Source organism: Lacinutrix mariniflava (assembly GCF_001418015.1).
GTDB classification, from domain to species: domain Bacteria; phylum Bacteroidota; class Bacteroidia; order Flavobacteriales; family Flavobacteriaceae; genus Lacinutrix; species Lacinutrix mariniflava.
Window position 1 is genome coordinate 19870 of record NZ_LIQG01000032.1, and the last position, 18539, is coordinate 38408.

The window sequence follows — 18539 nt, forward strand, 5'->3', positions numbered from 1 at the left end:
ATGGAGAAAAAGACATCACATATTAAAATTTTTTTAGTGGATGATCAAGCCATTACAAATTTAATATCTAAAAAACTTATTGAGGTTTCTGGGTTGAGTGATTGTGTTTACGACTTTATATGTCCTAAAAAGGCCCTTAACGCTATATCAGAATATCATCCAGATCTTATTCTTCTTGATTTAAACATGCCCGAAATTGATGGTTGGGAATTTATAAAGCGTTTAAATACCATAACACATAAGTCTAAAATTGTTATAGTTACTTCAAGCACAAGTATTATGGATAAGCAAATGGCAAAAAAAGAGAAAAATGTTATAGATTTTTATAGTAAACCTTTAAATCTTAAAAGCATGAAAGAAATATTTAATAAATTAGCTTTAGACTAAAGCTTTTAGATTAAATAATCCTTACTTGGGAGTCTACTTTATTGATAAGAATTTACTTCTTAAAAAAGTATTTTATTAAAATCACCATTAATACTACTAAACTAACAACTTCGATTAAGACACCTAAAGTTAGTAATTCTGGCGCAAAAGGCCAATGTTGAATTTTAAACAAAGCACCAAGTATATTAAATATCACTCCAAATATGAAAATAACTAATGGAAGAATAAACTGTTTAGCTTTCATTTAAAACAGACTTTTAATAATCTGTTCTTCGCTTACGCCTTCAGCTTCAGCTTTATAGTTCTTAATAATTCTATGTCTTAAAATGCTAGTTGCCACAGCTTGTACGTTTTCAATATCTGGAGAAAACTTACCATTAATCGCTGCATGCGTTTTTGCTGCTAAAATTAAGTTTTGAGAGGCTCTAGGTCCTGCTCCCCAATCTATATACTGCTTTACTAAATCTGCAGCTGTATCTTTATTTGGTCGTGTTTTAGCAACCATTTTAACAGCATATTCTATAACATTATCTGCTACAGGAATACGACGAATTAATTGCTGAAAATCTATAATTTCTTGTGCATTAAACAATGCGTTTACAGTTGGTTTAGCATCGCTTGTTGTTGCTTTTACAACTTGTACTTCTTCATCAAACGTTGGGTAGTCTAAATTAATAGCAAACATAAAACGGTCTAATTGTGCTTCTGGTAAAGGATAAGTTCCTTCTTGCTCAATTGGGTTTTGAGTTGCTAAAACAAAGTATGGTAAATCTAATTTGTAATTATGTCCTGCAACCGTTACTGATCTTTCTTGCATGGCCTCTAATAAGGCTGCTTGCGTTTTAGGTGGTGTACGGTTTATTTCATCTGCTAAAATAATATTAGCGAATATTGGACCTTTAATAAATTTAAAGTTTCTGCTTTCGTCTAGAATTTCACTACCCAAAATATCACTAGGCATTAAATCTGGTGTAAATTGAATACGTTTAAAATCTAATCCTAAAGTTTGTGCAATGGTATTTACCATTAACGTTTTTGCTAAACCTGGTACACCTATTAATAAGGCGTGACCTCCCGAAAAAATGGAAATTAATATTTGATTTACAACATCATCTTGACCTACAATTACTTTTGCAATCTCTTGTCTTAATCCGTTATACTTTTTTACTAATTGATTTATAGCTGCTACGTCTGACATTCTTTTATTCTATATTATTTTTTAAGCCAATTGTTAGTAAAATCACAATCTCTATAATCTCCACTTATTTTAATGTAAGTATCTAATATTTTCTCTTCTTGCCATTTACCAATAGCATCTAAACGTTTTTCGTTAAGCGCTAATTCTTTTATTTTAAGATAATCACGAGAGTAATTTGCCTCATGTTCATCAATTCTATCTGTAACTGTTAATATCTTGAATTGTACATTTCCAATTTCATCTCTATCTACAAGAACATCAGATACTGTATTGTTATCCAAATCCTGAATTTTAACATAGATTTCAGTATCTATTTTAGTTAATTCAAAATTATAATCTTGGGTTGCAGGATTAATTAATTGACCACCTTGAAACTTAGTTTCAATTTCGTCACTAACTTCTCTTGCTGCATCTGCGAAAGTAATACTACCCTCTTCAATGTTTTTCTTAGTCTCTTCAATTTTCTCCTTTGCTGCTTTTACAGAACTTTCTGCTACTTCTGGAATCATTAAAATGTGTCTTACATCATATTCTTGACCTCTAATTTTCTCAAGTAATATAATATGGTAACCATATTGTGTTTTAAAAGGTTCTGAAATCTCACCTTCCTGCAAAGAAAAAGCAACTTCTCTAAATTCTTTAACCATTCTTGGTCTAGAGCGATTCATTGGAGGTAATGCACCTCCATTTTTCTTAGAACCTGGATCGTCTGAATTAAATAAAGCCTTAGATCTAAAATTGGCTCCATTTTCTTCAACATCTCTCTTTATTGCTTTAAGCTTATCAAGTACATTATCTATTTCTATTTGTGTTGGCTCTGGCTTAAGTACTATTTGCGCAACTTTAAGTTCTGTACCAAAAGTTGGACGTTGATCTTTAGGAATTTTATTAAAGAACTGACGTACCTCTTCTGGAGTTACTTCAATCTCGTCAATAATTTTACGTTGCATTTCCGAACCTAATTTCTGAGACTTATTAATTTCGAACATTTCGTCTCTTAAACTCTCCTCATCTGCTTTCTTATAAAAGTCTAAAACATCTTGCATGTTTCCACCAACCTGCTGCTTAATTTGCTCTAATTGCTGACTAACATAAGAACGAATTTCGGCATCATTAACAACAATACTATCTTGTATTGCATGGTGAGCATATAACTTATCTTCTAAAAGCTTTCCAAATAATTGACATCTAGAAATAGCAGATGGATCTCCACCTTGTGCTTTTAACTGTAGCAATGTTTTATCGATATCAGATTCTAAAATAATATAATCTCCCACTACTGCAGACACACCATCTACTTTTATATTTGTTGTTGGTTTAATACTGTCTACAACTTTTTCAGCTTTAGGTGTTTCATCAATAATCTCTTGAGCTAATATTCCATTAGCTACAAAAAGTGTTAAGCAAACTGCTATTATGTGTTTCAAATTAATTGTAAATTTCAAATTGTTTATTTTTAATTGCATCTTTTGTAATATCCTTTTCTAGTTGTCTTACCAGTTCTAACTTACGTTTATTTACTACTATCTGCTTAATTGTTGGTCGCACATACTCTAAAGGAGCCTCTGCATTTCTAAGTAAGACGTCGTTAATTTGCATCAAATATAGTCCTAATGAATCTTTGCTTTGTATAAAATTAGATTTTTTTAACAGTTCATTTTTATTATCTGTAGTAACTGTTGGTATTTTTGTAATTACTTGATCTAATCTTATCCAAACTGAATCGTTTAATGAATAGGACTTAAATTGAATTGCTATGGCATTTAACTCATGTTTATCCTTAGCATTAAAACGTTTAAACTTTTCCTTAACCTCACTAAAATCGAGTCTATTTTCATCTATATTAATATATCTAAATTTCACCAGGTCTTCATTAAGTTTAAAAGCCTGCTTATTTTTTTCGTAATACTTAGTCGCCTCAATTGTTGAAACAACAGTATCTAAGTTTTTATACACTAAAGCCTCTAAATAAGCTTTACTATACAAATCGTTTTTGTATTGCTCTATTAAAAGCTTAAATTCTTCCTGAGTCCTATCTTCTAAATTTAAAGTAGCACCTTGAACTAATAATTGTTCTGTAGCCCAATTATTAATAAAATTATTAACTATAACAGTACTATCCTGTTTTGTATAGTTTTCTGGGAGTATAGTTTTTATATCCTCTTTATACAAGTAAGTTTCATTTACTCTAGCAATTGCATCTTCAGTTTCAACTTGCCTAAAATATTCGCAAGAAGAAAAAGTAAAACCAATAATTACACAAAATACAATTCGCTTTAACATATTAGTTTTTTAAAGTTTGTTTTATACTCTTTAGCACCTCTGGATTAACTTTTACCAAATATTTATCTTGCAACTCTTTAAGCCAGTTCTCTTCTTTAAAAATTTGGTAATCGCTTGTTACAAGTCCTTTAGCTTCTTCAAACGTTTTTGGTCTTTTAGGTAAAACCTTACTAACATTAACAACTACAAAAGCATCATTGTGCTTATAAACTTTAGAAACTCCTATTTTAAAGCTAAAATCTTCTGGTAACGCTTGATGCTTTTTATCCATTTCTCCTGAAGAAAAACTAACATTCACCTGACCTTTAGTATTTACTAAGTTTTTCATGCCTTCAATATCGACATCTTTCTCCATTAATTTTGCGATTTTTTTTACAATATTTTTTTTAACTGAAGAAGCCACTACTGCGTTTATACGCTCTGGAAAGAAATAACTACTTTCATGCGTACTATAGTAGTTCTCTAGTGCCACAGAATCGTTTTTGGCAACATTCCATATTTCGGTTTCCATTAAATCGAACAACAACAAACCGTCTCTATATTCACCAACAATTTGGGCATAGTCTATGTTTTCGATTATGAGATTATCTTCTTGATATTTTTGTAGTTCGTTTTCTAAGAAACTTTCATAAGCACTATCTACAACATTAGCTATTTCAGTGATCTTATTATAATAATTGCGTTGGTTTTTGATTAAAAACTCTCCAAAATCATTATAAGTTAATATACGTTCTTGAATCTTAAAAAATGTTTTTTCTGCTTCAAATTTTAAAGGCAGGCTCCAGCTATTATTAAAATAGTCTTGACTTACAATCTCTTTAAAGTAGTTTAAATCATTAGTGTTTTCTGTTATTGTATATCTTTCTTTTAACCCTTTTATTCTAGAATCGTTAATTACTTTAGATCTTGAATCGCGTTTAATTTTTGATTCTAACTGTTGCTTCATTTCTTCAAAAGATGCAATTCCTTTTTTTGCCTTCAGTTTAACTATATGCCATCCAAACTGAGTTTTAAAAGGCTTAGAAACATCATCAATATTTTCTAATCCGAATGCTACTTCCTCGAATTCCGAAGCACTAATCTCTCCGCTAGAAAACGGATTTAACATTCCTCCTTTACTTGAAGTACTTTTATCTTCAGATAATTGTTTCGCTAAAGCATCGAATGCTTCACCTTGTTGGATGCGTTTATAGATTTCTTTAATTTTAGTTTCACTTTCTTTATCATTCTTCTTATCTGTCTTAATCATAATATGTGCTACAGACACTTCTCCTCTAGCTTCACGCTTATTAAAAACGTTTACTACGTGGTATCCAAAACGTGTTCTAAAAGGCTGAGACACTTCACCTACATTAGTATTAAACGCCGCATTTTCGAAAGGGTAAACCATTTTAAATGCTGAAAAATAACCTAAATCTTCAGCAAAGATTGTTTTGCCATTATGTACCTCTTTTTGTACAGCCTTATAACCTTCATTTAAAACACGATCGCGTAATTTTAAAATTTGATTGTATGCTATTAAGGTATCTTTAGGACTCGCACTTGGCTCAATTCTTACTAGTACATGACTTGCATTAACTTCCGTTTTTAATCTATTATGTGCTTCCTTAATCAAAGCATCCGTTACTTTATTATCTGTTAAATAATTTGCAGCTAATTGTTTTTTATAACTTTCAAATTCTCTTAAATAACTTGTTTTTTTATCTAATTCTAAACGCTTTGCTTCTTTTAGCTTTAGCTTATAATTTATAAAGAGTTTTAAATAGCCATCAATATCTTTTTGAGATTCGTCCTTTACTAAATCTAGATTTTTATTATAAACCCTAATAAAATCCGAAGCATAAACCTGCTCATCATCAATTGTAAAAAGCACGTCTTGAGTTTGAGCTTGAGCTTGAACTAAGGAAATTGACGTGAAAATAAAAGTAAAAAAGAATGATAGGTATCTAATTTTCATAATTGTATATAAATATTATAAAGTGATGCAAAAATAACAATATTAGCCTATAAAGCAAGCACAATACCAAACGATAGATGAAGAATATTTATTGTAGAAAAAATGTTTGTTTATTATGTAAATTACTTTAGATGCTAGTAAAGACGATCCTTTTAACGAATAAAAAAATCATTTAGCGACACTTTAATAACTGCTGCTATTAAATTGTATAATTTTGCTGTATTAACTTTTACATAAAATGAAATACACTTCGCAGATAATTATAGAAGTTCCTCTTGAACACTTTATAAAAAAATTCGATAGTCATGAAAACATGAAACATTGGCAACGTGGGTTAGAGAGTTTTGAACACGTTACTGGAGATCCTGGAGAAATTGGTGCAAAAATGAGGTTAAATTATAATTTTGGAAAGCGTAAAATAATACTGTTAGAAACCATTACCGAAAGCCAACTTCCTAAAAAGTTACACATGCACTACGACACAAAGGGCATGCACAACATACAACAAAACTATTTTGAACAAACTCCTGAAGGTTTTACTAAGTGGGTGTGCAAAAGTGAATTTATACCTACAAATTTCTTCATGCATTTTATGATGGTATTAGCTCCAAATTCTTTAAAAAAACAATCTATTACCTACCTTAACGATTTTAAAAATTTTGCCGAAAAAGGCATTTCTGTAAAACATGCGTAAACTAAAATTAATATGGGATTTTAGAGGCCCTGATGGCTTAAAAATAGCCCAACATCACGAAATTCATTTAAAAGAATACATTTCTATTGAAAACCTGACTTTAAACGTTACTGGTTTTGAAATTATTAGTGATTTACACGCCATTGCTTTTATGGTAGTAAATGAAGATGAAATGAAACCCGTTAGAGATGCTTTAAAACCTCATCGCGGTCAAATTTATAATGCCGACTTATTACAATAGAATACAATGATTAGAGTGCCATAAATATTTAGGTTTAAAATGGCTCCATGAAAACTCCTCTGTGCGGTAACTCTAATTCAATTATTTTATATAAAATACTATATACTAAATAGTTAGAATACACTTTAACGAGAAACAATAAGCACTCATTCATATTTATCTTTTAATCTATTAAAACTACTTTTTAACGAGTTTAAGTACTCTTAATAGAAAACATTCGCTTTTACATCCTTAATATTAGCGTTTTAACCGTGTTTAATGTATTTTTACCGAGCTATTCAAATATATTACACCTAAATCCTATGATAAAATTATCTACATTTTTGACGCTATTTTGTATCCTAAATCTTAATGCTACATCCACAACATTAGAAAATACATCCGCAAGTTTTGAAATTAACGACTCCACTAATAACCACACCAATCCTGTATTAGTTCACAATGCTAACGTTGGAATATTTCCTGGAGAATCTAATAATGGAAGAAAATTTGTACCTAAAACAAGGTTTTTATCTCTAAATCAAGATGTTATTGTTTCAGGTATAAAAAAAGCTAGCCATGGTAAAAAAATATTAGTTGTTGCAACTAATGGCTCTATTACATTTTTACATAACAGTAGTGGCTCTTCCAATTCAAATAGAATTGCTTATAGTTCGAATATGACTATTGCACAAGGAGATGCTTTTGAATTAACATATAATGCTAATATTGGTAAATGGGTCATCACAAATACAAACCCATAATACTAAAAAGCTTTACTAACAGAAAAAACCAAGCCATATAGCTTGGTTTTTTTTTGTTTAATAGTCACTTTTCTAATCTCTTATCTAAACAGTTTATAAACACATCACTTTAACTGAAAACCTCCGCAAAATCAACACATTAAAGTCTCAGAATGTTTTTACTATAATTTTTACCTGAATTAAATTTAGAGATTATGATCTACACATTCTCCTTGATATTTTAAATACAAATTTCTACGTAAGAAACTTTTACAAGAAATTATGAATCTCAATTAAGAAGTCTTTAAATATGTTTTAAAATAGTTTCTACGAAAACAACTTCGTCATAAGGTTTTATAATAATGTCACATATTGTCGAATTTTGAATGCTTTCTCGCATTTCTTCAATTTCCACTGCAGTAAGCGCAATAATAGGAACATTTTTATTGAAAGTCCTAATGGCCTCAGTAGCCTCTAGTCCGTCCATACCTGGCATGTTAATATCCATTAAAATAAGATCGACAGCTTTCTCTTTCACTAGTTTTATAGCTTCAATTCCGCCTTCTGCAACTAAAGGATTTGCCTTATATTTTTCAAGCATTTTTCTGGTAACGATTCTATTAATTCTATTATCGTCTACAACTAAAATCGTTTTATTATTTATAGAAATTTTAGACTCCAACTTAATGTCCTGTTCCACCTCATAGCTTTCTTTAGCTATATCATAAGCAATTTCAAAACTAATCTCCGTGCCTTTGCCTTCCTCACTAATAAGATTTATTTCAGATTTATGTATCTCTAAAAGTTTCCTTACAATAGGAAGTCCTAATCCTGTTCCTTGGTATTCTCCTCCTTCATTTTTTACTTGAGCAAACTCATCGAATATTATTTGTTGTTTATTTTTAGCGATACCAATACCAGAATCTTTAATCTTAAAATTAAGATTAACACGCTCATTTTCTATTAAAACAGCTTCAACATCTAACACAATGGTTCCGTTTTCTGTAAATTTACAAGCGTTACCAATAACATTAATTAGTATCTGAGATAACTTTACATCATCTCCTATTAAGATGCTAGGTATGTCTTCAGAAATCTTAACATTAAAGGTATTCATATTCTGAACTTTCAAAAATTCAAAAGATTTCATTATCCCAAAAACAAGCTCCTTTAAGTTAAAAGCAACCTTGTTTAGACTGTTTTCCTGTTTAGAATCTAATTTGCTAATTTGTAATACGTCGTTAATTAATGATAAAAGATAGTCTGCAGAAAATTTTAACGATTTAACATCTTCCTTATGTTTATCTAAAGCCTTATCATCCATTAAAATAGATGAAAGTCCTATAATTCCATAAAGCGGCGTTCTTAACTCGTGACTGATATTTGAAAAAAACAAACTTTTTGCATTTGCAAGTTCTTCACTTTTTTCTTTTGCCACTAGGTATTTAACATTCTCTTCTTTAAGATCGTTAAGTAGTTTCTTTCTTTTATAATAGGAATATAATAACGATAATAACAACAGAAGTAATCCCGAAGACCCAACCGAAACTCCTATCAATCTATTTTCATTTCTCTTTGCCTCTTGCTCAATTAGTCTATTTTCTAGTTCCTTCCTTTTTATGTCTTGCTTATATTGTTTTATATTAAATTTCGCAGTGACTGTTTCTACTGCATTTATTTTATCCTTATTATATTTTTTTTCATTATAGAAATCTACCTGCTGCTGTAACTTATAAGCCTCCTCAAATTCGCCAAGATCTGCGCTAGCCAATGCATGATATTTAGAGCCTTTAATTAAAACTTCGGTATAATTTATTGGTTTTGAAATTTCAATCGCTTTTTTTAAGTGCTCGATTGCTTCCTTAGGTTTATTTTGAAGATATAATAACCTCCCAGCGTTTAACTGGTAACCTGCGTGATAATGAGCCGCCTTAAGTCCTTCTATATATTTTTCTGTTTCGGATAAATAATAAACCGCATTAGCCTCTGATTTTTTATCTAGGTAAAGCTCTGAGATATTACAATTTAAAATAAATAAACGTATTGTATCTTTAGATTTCTTTGCATAAGGTATTACAGACTTAAATGATGAAATTGCCTTATCGTTTTCTCCTTGATAAAAATAAATATTTGCTAAATCGATACTTGCTCCCAAAAAGTTAGCCGAATCTTTTCTTACTTCTGCTTGCTCTAACTGGTCCTTAATAATTTTTATTGCAGAAATAGTATCCTTTAACTGCATAAAAGTGTTTCCTAAAATACTAGAAACTGTATATTCACCAGTGGAATATTCGGACGCCACAGCTTGTTTTATTATCGCATTAGCATCATCAATTGTCTTTACGAAGTCTTTAGCATAGTAACGATCTCTCAAACCTTTAATTAAAGTATCTATATCTTTATGAGCTTGAGGCTTAACCTTCTTTTTATTAATAGACTGAGATGACTCTTTACTAGATTGAGCATTAATATTTACGAACTGAAAAAATAGCACCAGTATAAGTAAAACAGTTTTATTCAAGGTATAGACTTTATAAGTAGGTTGATTTTAGTATTACAATAATAATAAGATATTTTGAAACTAACTAAAATATAGATAGGTAAAATATCGTAAAAAAACTTTAGAACTTCAGTATTTAAAAGAAAAAGAGCAACATCTAATTCCCTTTTAATGTTAAAGTATTTAGCTTAAAAGTTAAATGGTTTGCTATTGTATTATTATCTATTATCTTAAAAGTAAGATGAAATTTAAACTAATTATTTTACTATTAATGACTAACACTCTCTACGCACAATCAACTATACCCGAATCTATAAAGGAAGAAATTGAAATCGCGCTGTCTTATTACCCAGATTTAAAAAACACTCCAATAAATTTTGAATTTAAAAAGAAGATTAAAAAATCTACAATGCAAGCGCAACCTTCAATTGGTAGCTTTTTTAGAAAAAAGGGAAACCGTTCTTATAATATTTATATAAGTGAAACTGTTAATATTTCTGGAGAAGTACTCTTTACTAAAAACATGCCAAGAGACGTTTTAATTGGCTGGATTGGTCATGAACTTGGCCATGTAATGGACTATCGAAATAGGAGCAATTTAAACCTAATATGGTTTGGATTTAAGTACTTATTGTCAGACAACCATATTGCTGAAGCAGAACGATCTGCAGATACTTTTGCCGTAAAATCAGGAATGGAAAAGTATATTTTAATAACGAAAGACTTTATTTTAAGCCAAGCGAACATCGACAAAAAATATATTGCTCGTATTAAAAAGTACTACTTATCTCCAGAGGAAATTATGGATATTATAAATAAAAGAGATTCAGAATTATCTAAGTCTTAATGGGCGTTTGCAAAAGCTTCCCATTCCTTAAATTTATCTTCTCCCATAACGCGTTCCATTTTAACTTGACCGCCTTTCTTCTTGCTAGCACCACTCCAGTCTGTAAAAACATCAGGCGCTGTAACCTCAACCTTTACACCTTCTAAAGCTTTACCTCTGGCAACATTATAGTTTTTGTTGGCATTTTTTAAGAAATTATCTAAAGCATCCACAATAGTTTTATTATCTTCTTTTAAACCTGTAGAACCTAAATACCAACTGTGGTAAAAACCATCATCAAATCGTTTTGCACACAATGTGTATTCTGGAATTGTAGTATTAAATTTCTCTTCCAAATGACTTATAGCATCATCTAATTTATTAACCGATAATTGAGAACCAACAGTGTTTAAAAAGAACTTAGTACGACCGGTTATTTTTATTTCTGCTCTTTCAATATCTGTAAACTCAATAGTATCACCTATTAAATAACGCCAAGTACCACTAACAGTACTTATAATTAAAACATAATCTTGATTTAGCTCAACATCTTTTAATGTCATGCTTGGCGCATTATCTTTTAAAGAACCATCTTCATTAATGTACTCTGGTTTAAATGGTACAAATTCGAAATAAATACCACCATCTGTCACCAATTGCATAGCATCAGTTTCTGGCCTTGCTTGAAACGCTACGAATCCTTCGGAAGCTAAATACGTATCGATAACTGTAACAGGTTTACCTAGCAAGGCATTAAAACTCTTCTTATAAGGCCCAAAAGCCACACCTCCAGAAGTAAACACTTGTAAGTTTGGCCAGACATCGTGTATATTTTCTACATTATGGTATGCTATAACTTCCTTTAGCATTAACTCCATCCACGATGGTATGCCGCTTAGTGCTCCAATATCCCATTGTTTTGCTCGTTTTGCAATTGTTGCTACACGTTTATCCCAATCATCTATTTTAGCAATATCTTCTCCCGGCTTATAAAAACCTTTAAACCATGATGGAATGTTGCTAGCTGTAATACCGCTAATCTCGCCTTCTAAATGATCATCCTTTTCAATTAAATCTGTAGAGCTACCTAACATCATTGCTTCTTTACTAAAGAAATCTGCAGGCAAGTTAAAGTTGCTTAATGCGGTAACTTGATCTATTCCTGCTTGTTTTATAGCGTCTAACATTGCATCTGTTACAGGAATTCGCTTACTAGTCTTTCCGGTTGTACCAGAGCTTAATGCAAAGTAAGACGGATTTCCTGGCCAAGTTACATTCTCTTCTCCAGCGTGTAGTTTACTCCACCATTTAGCGTTGATTTCGTTATAGTCGAAATAAGGAATATTTTTAGAAAATAAAACAGAAGGATTTTCGGCTTTCAAAATAGCTTCAAAATTATAATGTTTACCAAACAACGTGTCTTTAGCCGTTTCTAACAAGCTATTTAGGACTTTTTCTTGTGCTTCAATTGGTTTAATTTCTGGTGTTAAAGCATCTTTTAAGTTAATAGCTCCTTTTATAATATTTCCTATAATTTCCATGTAATTTGGTTTTGATGTTTTTCTGAATTAGTAATTAAAAGTTATTACGTTTTAAAATAACCAATAGCTCCAATTTAATTCTTGGTTTAAAATAAAAAAAAATCATAAGTATTTTGGACTCTTTAGAATAATATTAACACTCTTTACATAAGGAAACTTAGACTTGACTTTGTAAAAAAAATCTGCTAACTTCGAAAATAATATAACGTTGAATATAATTCATTGAAACGGAATCATATTCTAGTGACATTACAAATAATACAAACCAAAATATAGAAAAATAAGTTTATTCTTAATTATAAAACTAATAAGTGCTTTTTCCATCAGTTATGACAGCGATCTTTGCGATGATGAATATACTCAACTAGATAATGGAATACGGCCTCCTGATTCTGTTGTTGAAATAGAAAAGAGTACTAACCTAGTAAGTGTTTTTACCATTCTGAATATGGTGCTATTACATACAAAAATGATAATTGGTATGATGAAAACAATTAATGATTGAAAATATAAAGAACTAGATATTATGAAGAATATTTTTTTAATTATTATAATCTTTTCGTGTTCATTAGCTAATGCACAATTCAACAAGGGAACTGTTTTTTTTAAAGACTCTACTGATCAAAAAGGTCTAGTCCGAATTAAAATATTTGGTGGAATTAAGTTTAAGACTGAAAAAGATTCTAAATCTACATTTTATGATTACAACAAAATTATTGGATTTGATACTGATGGCAACAAATATAGATATGTAAAAAATCAAGACGGATTTCCACCCAAATTATTTAAGGAAAATATAAAAGGGAAGATTTCTTTATATAGTAAGGAAGTATCTAATCCCGGAGTCCCAAACGGTTTTGGAGGAGGCGGAATGACTTTTGGTGGTGGTTCTGCAACAATTTATTATATTCTTGTAAAAGACAAACTTATAAGGGTTGGAACTAGAATAAAAAAGAAACATTTAAAGATTTTAAAAAATTGTACAACCTTAATTGAGAAAATTAAAAGAAAAGATTTTAAAAAAAGAGATGTGTTTGACATCATCAATTATTACAATAATAGTTGCGATTAATAAAATAGTATTTTTAATACCGTATATAATTTATTGCTTGTTCTCACCTACTTATGAAAATCCGTGAGAATTTCCTATTCGTTTTGACGTTTTTCTGAATTAGTAATTAAAAGTATTTTAGACTCTTTATAATAACATTAACACGCTTTACATAAGGAAACTTAAACTTGACTTTTAAAAAAAAATCTGCTAACTTCGAAAATAATATAACGTTGAATATAATGCATTGATACGGAACCATATGCGAGTGACATCAACTATAATAATGAAAAACTGTTCTGAATTCAATAACTTAACACAATAATTTATTTCCCTTCTATGACACACATGCCAAAATTTATCTCAGTTCTAATATTACTATATTGCCTTACAAATCCAAGTCAAATTGTATCGCAAAACGAATTCATTACCACATGGAAAACTGATAATTCAGGAACTTCAAGCGATGTTCAAATAACAATCCCAACTTTTGGTGAAGGGTATAATTACGACATAGATTGGGAAAATGATGGAGTATTTGATGATTTTAGTGTTACGGGAAACATAACACACACTTATGCCAGTGCTGGAACATACACAGTAGCTATACAAGGTGATTTTCCTTTTATTCACTTTAATGATGAGGGAGACAAAGATAAAATACTAAGCATAGACCAATGGGGAATGCAACAATGGCTTAGCATGAGAGATAGTTTTAAAGGCTGTAGTAATCTACTAATTAATGCAACTGACGTACCGAATTTATCAATAGTTACTACAATGAGTCATATGTTTCATAATGCGGTAAATTTTAATGGAGATATTAGCACTTGGGATGTGAGTAATGTAAGTGATATGAGTTGGATGTTTGACAATGCAAATGGCTTTAACCAAGATATAAGCTCTTGGGATGTGAGCAATGTAACTGATATGAGATTTATGTTTCATGACGCTTGGTCCTTTAACCAACCTATTGGAGTTTGGAACGTTAGTAGTGTAATCAATATGGAATCAACGTTTAATCGTGCTTGGGCTTTTAACCAACCTATTGAAGCTTGGAATGTCAGTAATGTAACTAATATGGAATCCATGTTCGGAACTACAGGCTTTTTTAATCAACCTATTGAAGCTTGGGATGTAAGCAATGTAACTAATATGCATGAAATGTTTACAGCTTCTTATGCTTTTAATCAACCTATTGGAGGTTGGGATGTAAGTAGTGTAACAGATATGTCCTTTATGTTTGCATCGCAAGTATTTAATCAACCTATTGGTGATTGGGATGTTAGCAGTGTTACAAATATGACTCAAATGTTTAGTGGAGCTATAATGTTTAATCAACCTATTGGCAGTTGGGATGTAAGTAGTGTTACAGAAATGCACGGAATGTTTAGTGGTGCAAAAATATTTGATCAACCTATCGGAAATTGGGATGTTGGCAATGTAACTACAATGGTCTTTATGTTTGATGGTGCAAAAATATTTAACCAAGATATAGGGAATTGGGATGTGAGCAATGTTATTAATATGAATGGCATGTTTTTACGTACAGATAATTTTAATCAGGACATTGGCAATTGGGATGTAAGCAATGTTTTTTACTTAGGCGTAATGTTTTATAAAGCTAATGTATTTAATCAAGATATTGGTTCTTGGGACGTTAGTAGTGCAATTAATACAAAGTACATGTTTCGTGAGGCACCAAATTTCAATCAAGACATAGGATCTTGGGACGTGAGTAACGTAGCAAACATGGAATTTATGTTCACAGATGCTACCTCATTTAATCAAGATTTAGGTAATTGGAATGTTAGCAACGTCACAACAATGGAAGAAATGTTTAACGGGGCTGCATTATCTATTGAAAATTATGATAGTTTATTAATTAATTGGTCTGCTTTACCATTAAACAGTAATATCAATTTTCATGCTGGCAATAGTAACTATTGCAATGGAGAAGATGAAAAGCAGATTATAATAAATAATTTTAATTGGACCATAACAGACAATGGGTTAGACTGCTCAACGCTTAGTAATTCTTCAAATAGTATACAAGATAAAATAGTTTATCCAAACCCAACTACTGGAAAGATTACTATTCAAGGATTAGATGGTGTGAATTCAAGTATTAAAATATTAAATATACATGGTCAGGAGATCAAAGAAATAAGCGATTATATTAATGGAACTTATATTGATTTGACGAACTTTAGTAACGGAATGTATTTTATTAAAATCAACTCAAAGCATTCAATTACAACAAAAAAATAGTTAAGATTAATTAGTTTTTCTTACTAAACCTTACTAAAGTCAGCAGTAAGTGATTACTCAAGTATAAAAAAAATTTGTATCATTCTTTGACTTATGATGATGTTCTAAATACACGTTCACCATTTTATCTGAATGTGCAGGTTGTAAAAACTGAAAAGAAGAATTCTCAAAATTTATAGCGGTATTTAAGCCATCTGATTTTCTGATTATTGATGATGACAAATCTCAAAACGGTTTGGAAAGTGGAATAAAAGAAAAACTAATTCTAACTGATTTAATAAAAGGCCTTGACTTAGAAAAGCTAAGTGGATTAAATTAAAAACTAAATAATCATGAAAAAAATTATATGTTTTTTATTGATATTAACAATATCAAGTTGTGTTAAAGAACTTGAAATATATTCTACACAATATATTGTTTAAAACGAGACTGAAACTCCAATAAAACTAAAGTTTTATCTAACGTCTACTAATGAATTAGTAGATGTTTAAACAAAAAATAATACTCTACAAGGAAAATTATTTAGAAGAGGCTCTACATCTCCTTTAGATTATTCAGATGATAGTTTCGCGAGAAGCGAATTTAGTGTTGGAGATTCTTTAGTAGTTATCTTGAATAACGAAAAACAAATGACAATGCAAGTAGGTTCTAATGGTTATTCTGAACCTAATAATAGAAATATATACAGATATGGAAGCTATAATTATATTGGAAATGATCAATTCCTTTACACATTTAGTAAAGAAGACTACAATAACGCAGAAGATTGTAATGGAGGTTGTGAATAAACACAATTGCCAACCACGTATATAAAAACGTTATATTATTTTCGAAAACATAAAAAAAGCACAACCAATGGTTGTGCTTTTTCAATATTATATAAACCTATAATTCTATCTAGAATAATTAGGAGATTCTTTAGTAATAGTAACATCATGTGGATGACTTTCATTAATTCCAGAAGCTGTAATTTTTACAAATCTTCCAGTTTCTTTTAGTGTTGCTACATCTTTAGCACCACAATAACCCATTCCTGCTCTTAAGCCTCCAATAAATTGGTGGATACTTTCATCTAAATCACCTTTATATGGTACACGACCAACAATACCTTCTGGTACTAATTTTTTAATATCATCTTCTACATCTTGGAAATAACGGTCTTTACTACCTTGTTTCATAGCTTCTACAGAACCCATTCCACGGTAAGACTTAAATTTACGTCCTTCGTAAATAATTGTTTCTCCTGGAGATTCTTTTGTTCCTGCTAATAAAGAACCTAACATTACTGTATCTGCTCCTGCTGCAATTGCTTTAGGTATATCTCCTGTGTATCTAATACCTCCATCTGCAATTACTGGAACTCCAGAGCCTTTAATAGCTGCTGCAACTTCTAATACTGCCGAAAACTGAGGAAAACCAACACCTGCAACTACACGAGTTGTACAAATAGAACCTGGACCAATACCAACTTTTACAGCATCTGCTCCTGCTGCTACTAAATATTTTGCTGCTTCTGCTGTTGCTATATTACCAACAACAACATCTAAATCTGGAAATTTAGCTTTTACTTCTTTTAAAACGTTAACCACACCTTTTGTGTGACCGTGCGCTGTATCTATAATTATAGCATCTACTCCTGCATTTACTAAAGCTTCTGCTCTATCTACTGCATCTCCTGTTACTCCAATTGCTGCTGCAACACGTAATCTACCGTAAGTATCTTTATTTGCGATTGGCTTCTGAGTTACTTTAGTTATATCTCTAAACGTAATTAAACCAACAAGAATTTCATCTTTAACTATTAAAAGTTTTTCGATTTTATTTTTCTGAAGAATAGTCTCTGCACCTTTTAAACTTGTTCCTTCTGGAGCAGTTATTAGGTTTTCACTTGTCATTACCTCAACAATAGGTCTATTGTTTTCATGTTCGAAACGTAAATCTCTATTGGTAACAATTCCCTTTAATTTACCATTATCATCTACAATTGGAATACCTCCAATACTATGCTCACGCATGGCATTTTTAGCATCTGAAACCACAGCCGTAAGTGGTAATGTAACAGGATCGATAATCATACCGCTTTCTGCACGTTTTACTTTACGCACTTTCGCCGCTTGCTCTTCGATAGTCATGTTTTTATGCAAAACACCTATTCCGCCTTCGCGAGCCATAGCAATTGCCATTCTACTTTCTGTAACTGTATCCATCGCTGCAGATACAATAGGAACGTTAATGGTAATGTTACGTGTAAATTTTGTTTGAATATTGACTTCTCTTGGAAGAACTTCAGAAAAAGCTGGGACTAATAATACGTCATCGTAAGTTAAACCTTCACCTACTATTTTATTTTCGTGTGCTGTCATTGCAATTGGAATTAATTGCGAGTAAAGATATATATAATTATATAATAAATACTGTTTTTCAATTTAGAATGTAAAATAAATAGTATATAATTAGATTACTTTAACACTTAGCGTTTAAATATGAATGCAACGTTAAAAAATTACTTGTCATTATTAAAACTAGAAAACAAAAAAGACCACTTAAAAAGTGGTCATTTTTTATTTAAACTATTATTAAAATTAAGCTTGAGCATTTTGTGGAGCCCATTGCGAACATAACATTCCTGGTGCTGCTTTTTGTGGGTTTGCACAGTTTGAAGATTCAAAACGTGCACAAGAACTACAATTAGGATCATTTTTTAAAGAAGCCTTCATTTCAAAACTATCACAAGTATAATTATCACTTACTTTTACGGCATGTACTTTACAAACTTCGTTAGCAGTTAAACTCTGACAATTAACACAACTATTTCCTATTCTTATCGACATAATTTCTTGTTTTAAAGGTTAATACTTCTTAAATATA

At 30.7% G+C, this 18539-nt stretch carries 17 protein-coding genes; 8 read left to right on the plus strand and 9 right to left on the minus strand.

Translation table 11 applies throughout. From position 1 onward, the window contains the following. Nucleotides 1-387, plus strand: a complete 387-nt coding sequence (locus ASC44_RS16085) for a response regulator (protein WP_055448646.1) — start codon at nt 1-3, stop codon at nt 385-387. 52 nt (nt 388-439) lie between these two features. On the opposite strand, the gene ASC44_RS16090 is transcribed toward ASC44_RS16085, so the two are convergent. The 5 genes from ASC44_RS16090 to ASC44_RS16110 are packed head-to-tail and all read right to left on the minus strand — an operon-like array spanning nt 440 to nt 5825. Next, a complete protein-coding gene (locus ASC44_RS16090) occupies nt 440-631 on the minus strand; it encodes a GldL-related protein (RefSeq protein WP_055448647.1) in 192 nt (63 codons plus the stop codon). Then, nucleotides 632-1585 carry an AAA family ATPase gene (locus tag ASC44_RS16095; RefSeq protein ID WP_055448648.1) on the minus strand — a complete coding sequence of 318 codons (954 nt, stop codon included), beginning with the start codon at nt 1583-1585 and terminating at the stop codon, nt 632-634. It abuts the gene before it with no gap. A gap of 14 nt (nt 1586-1599) precedes the next feature. Then, nucleotides 1600-3012 carry a peptidylprolyl isomerase gene (locus ASC44_RS16100; RefSeq protein ID WP_338035200.1) on the minus strand — a complete coding sequence of 471 codons (1413 nt, stop codon included), beginning with the start codon at nt 3010-3012 and terminating at the stop codon, nt 1600-1602. 1 nt (nt 3013) lies between these two features. Then, nucleotides 3014-3868, minus strand: coding sequence for a hypothetical protein (locus ASC44_RS16105; RefSeq protein WP_055448650.1), 855 nt, complete (start codon nt 3866-3868; stop codon nt 3014-3016). A gap of 1 nt (nt 3869) precedes the next feature. After that, complete coding sequence (locus tag ASC44_RS16110; protein WP_055448651.1) at nt 3870-5825, minus strand: peptidylprolyl isomerase; 1956 nt, start codon at nt 5823-5825, stop codon at nt 3870-3872. 238 nt (nt 5826-6063) lie between these two features. Here ASC44_RS16110 and ASC44_RS16115 point away from each other — a divergent pair, with 238 nt between their 5' ends. The 3 genes from ASC44_RS16115 (at nt 6064) to ASC44_RS16125 (ending at nt 7503) form a co-directional block, all read left to right on the plus strand. Continuing rightward, on the plus strand, nt 6064-6519 hold the full coding sequence (locus tag ASC44_RS16115) for a hypothetical protein (RefSeq protein ID WP_055448652.1): 456 nt from the start codon (nt 6064-6066) through the stop codon (nt 6517-6519). After that, nucleotides 6512-6760, plus strand: coding sequence for a hypothetical protein (locus ASC44_RS16120; RefSeq protein WP_055448653.1), 249 nt, complete (start codon nt 6512-6514; stop codon nt 6758-6760). The genes ASC44_RS16115 and ASC44_RS16120 overlap by 8 nt, the downstream gene beginning before the upstream one ends. Nucleotides 6761-7062: 302 nt before the next feature. Continuing rightward, a complete protein-coding gene (locus tag ASC44_RS16125; RefSeq protein ID WP_055448654.1) occupies nt 7063-7503 on the plus strand; it encodes a hypothetical protein in 441 nt (146 codons plus the stop codon). Between the two features lie 283 nt (nt 7504-7786). On the opposite strand, the gene ASC44_RS16130 is transcribed toward ASC44_RS16125, so the two are convergent. Beyond that, complete coding sequence (locus ASC44_RS16130; protein ID WP_055448655.1) at nt 7787-10003, minus strand: tetratricopeptide repeat-containing hybrid sensor histidine kinase/response regulator; 2217 nt, start codon at nt 10001-10003, stop codon at nt 7787-7789. A 220-nt stretch (nt 10004-10223) separates the two neighbouring features. Here ASC44_RS16130 and ASC44_RS16135 point away from each other — a divergent pair, with 220 nt between their 5' ends. Beyond that, nucleotides 10224-10829, plus strand: a complete 606-nt coding sequence (locus tag ASC44_RS16135; RefSeq protein ID WP_241491444.1) for a hypothetical protein — start codon at nt 10224-10226, stop codon at nt 10827-10829. Here the strand turns inward: ASC44_RS16135 and ASC44_RS16140 are convergent. Beyond that, the gene (locus ASC44_RS16140; RefSeq protein WP_055448656.1) at nt 10826-12349 is read right to left on the minus strand and encodes a GH3 family acyl-acid amido synthetase; all 1524 of its coding nucleotides are present in this window, start codon (nt 12347-12349) and stop codon (nt 10826-10828) included. The genes ASC44_RS16135 and ASC44_RS16140 overlap by 4 nt on opposite strands. Before the next feature lie 526 nt (nt 12350-12875). Here ASC44_RS16140 and ASC44_RS16145 point away from each other — a divergent pair. From ASC44_RS16145 to ASC44_RS18135, 3 genes are all read left to right on the plus strand, one after another. Further along, nucleotides 12876-13421, plus strand: coding sequence for a hypothetical protein (locus tag ASC44_RS16145; RefSeq protein ID WP_055448657.1), 546 nt, complete (start codon nt 12876-12878; stop codon nt 13419-13421). A 327-nt stretch (nt 13422-13748) separates the two neighbouring features. Beyond that, a complete protein-coding gene (locus ASC44_RS16150; protein ID WP_161805033.1) occupies nt 13749-15671 on the plus strand; it encodes a BspA family leucine-rich repeat surface protein in 1923 nt (640 codons plus the stop codon). A gap of 629 nt (nt 15672-16300) precedes the next feature. Continuing rightward, nucleotides 16301-16459, plus strand: a complete 159-nt coding sequence (locus tag ASC44_RS18135; RefSeq protein WP_161805034.1) for a hypothetical protein — start codon at nt 16301-16303, stop codon at nt 16457-16459. A 105-nt stretch (nt 16460-16564) separates the two neighbouring features. Here ASC44_RS18135 and guaB read toward each other — a convergent pair whose 3' ends face one another. Both guaB and ASC44_RS16160 read right to left on the minus strand, forming a co-directional pair. Continuing rightward, entirely contained in the window at nt 16565-18034 is a 1470-nt protein-coding gene (guaB, locus tag ASC44_RS16155) for an IMP dehydrogenase (protein ID WP_055448659.1), read from the minus strand. A 219-nt stretch (nt 18035-18253) separates the two neighbouring features. Further along, nucleotides 18254-18502, minus strand: coding sequence for a hypothetical protein (locus ASC44_RS16160; protein ID WP_055435337.1), 249 nt, complete (start codon nt 18500-18502; stop codon nt 18254-18256). Between the last annotated feature and the right edge of the window lie 37 nt (nt 18503-18539).

Excerpts from the sequence above, each read along its gene's own strand:
- ASC44_RS16085 (WP_055448646.1), top strand. The coding sequence starts at position 1 with ATGGAGAAAAAGACATCACATATTAAAATTTTTTTAGTGGATGATCAA.
- ASC44_RS16090 (WP_055448647.1), bottom strand. The coding sequence starts at position 631 with ATGAAAGCTAAACAGTTTATTCTTCCATTAGTTATTTTCATATTTGGA.
- ASC44_RS16095 (WP_055448648.1), bottom strand. The coding sequence starts at position 1,585 with ATGTCAGACGTAGCAGCTATAAATCAATTAGTAAAAAAGTATAACGGA.
- ASC44_RS16105 (WP_055448650.1), bottom strand. The coding sequence starts at position 3,868 with ATGTTAAAGCGAATTGTATTTTGTGTAATTATTGGTTTTACTTTTTCT.
- ASC44_RS16110 (WP_055448651.1), bottom strand. The coding sequence starts at position 5,825 with ATGAAAATTAGATACCTATCATTCTTTTTTACTTTTATTTTCACGTCA.
- ASC44_RS16115 (WP_055448652.1), top strand. The coding sequence starts at position 6,064 with ATGAAATACACTTCGCAGATAATTATAGAAGTTCCTCTTGAACACTTT.
- ASC44_RS16120 (WP_055448653.1), top strand. The coding sequence starts at position 6,512 with ATGCGTAAACTAAAATTAATATGGGATTTTAGAGGCCCTGATGGCTTA.
- ASC44_RS16125 (WP_055448654.1), top strand. The coding sequence starts at position 7,063 with ATGATAAAATTATCTACATTTTTGACGCTATTTTGTATCCTAAATCTT.
- ASC44_RS16135 (WP_241491444.1), top strand. The coding sequence starts at position 10,224 with ATGAAATTTAAACTAATTATTTTACTATTAATGACTAACACTCTCTAC.
- ASC44_RS16140 (WP_055448656.1), bottom strand. The coding sequence starts at position 12,349 with ATGGAAATTATAGGAAATATTATAAAAGGAGCTATTAACTTAAAAGAT.
- ASC44_RS16145 (WP_055448657.1), top strand. The coding sequence starts at position 12,876 with ATGAAGAATATTTTTTTAATTATTATAATCTTTTCGTGTTCATTAGCT.
- ASC44_RS16150 (WP_161805033.1), top strand. The coding sequence starts at position 13,749 with ATGCCAAAATTTATCTCAGTTCTAATATTACTATATTGCCTTACAAAT.
- ASC44_RS18135 (WP_161805034.1), top strand. The coding sequence starts at position 16,301 with ATGACAATGCAAGTAGGTTCTAATGGTTATTCTGAACCTAATAATAGA.
- guaB (WP_055448659.1), bottom strand. The coding sequence starts at position 18,034 with ATGACAGCACACGAAAATAAAATAGTAGGTGAAGGTTTAACTTACGAT.
- ASC44_RS16160 (WP_055435337.1), bottom strand. The coding sequence starts at position 18,502 with ATGTCGATAAGAATAGGAAATAGTTGTGTTAATTGTCAGAGTTTAACT.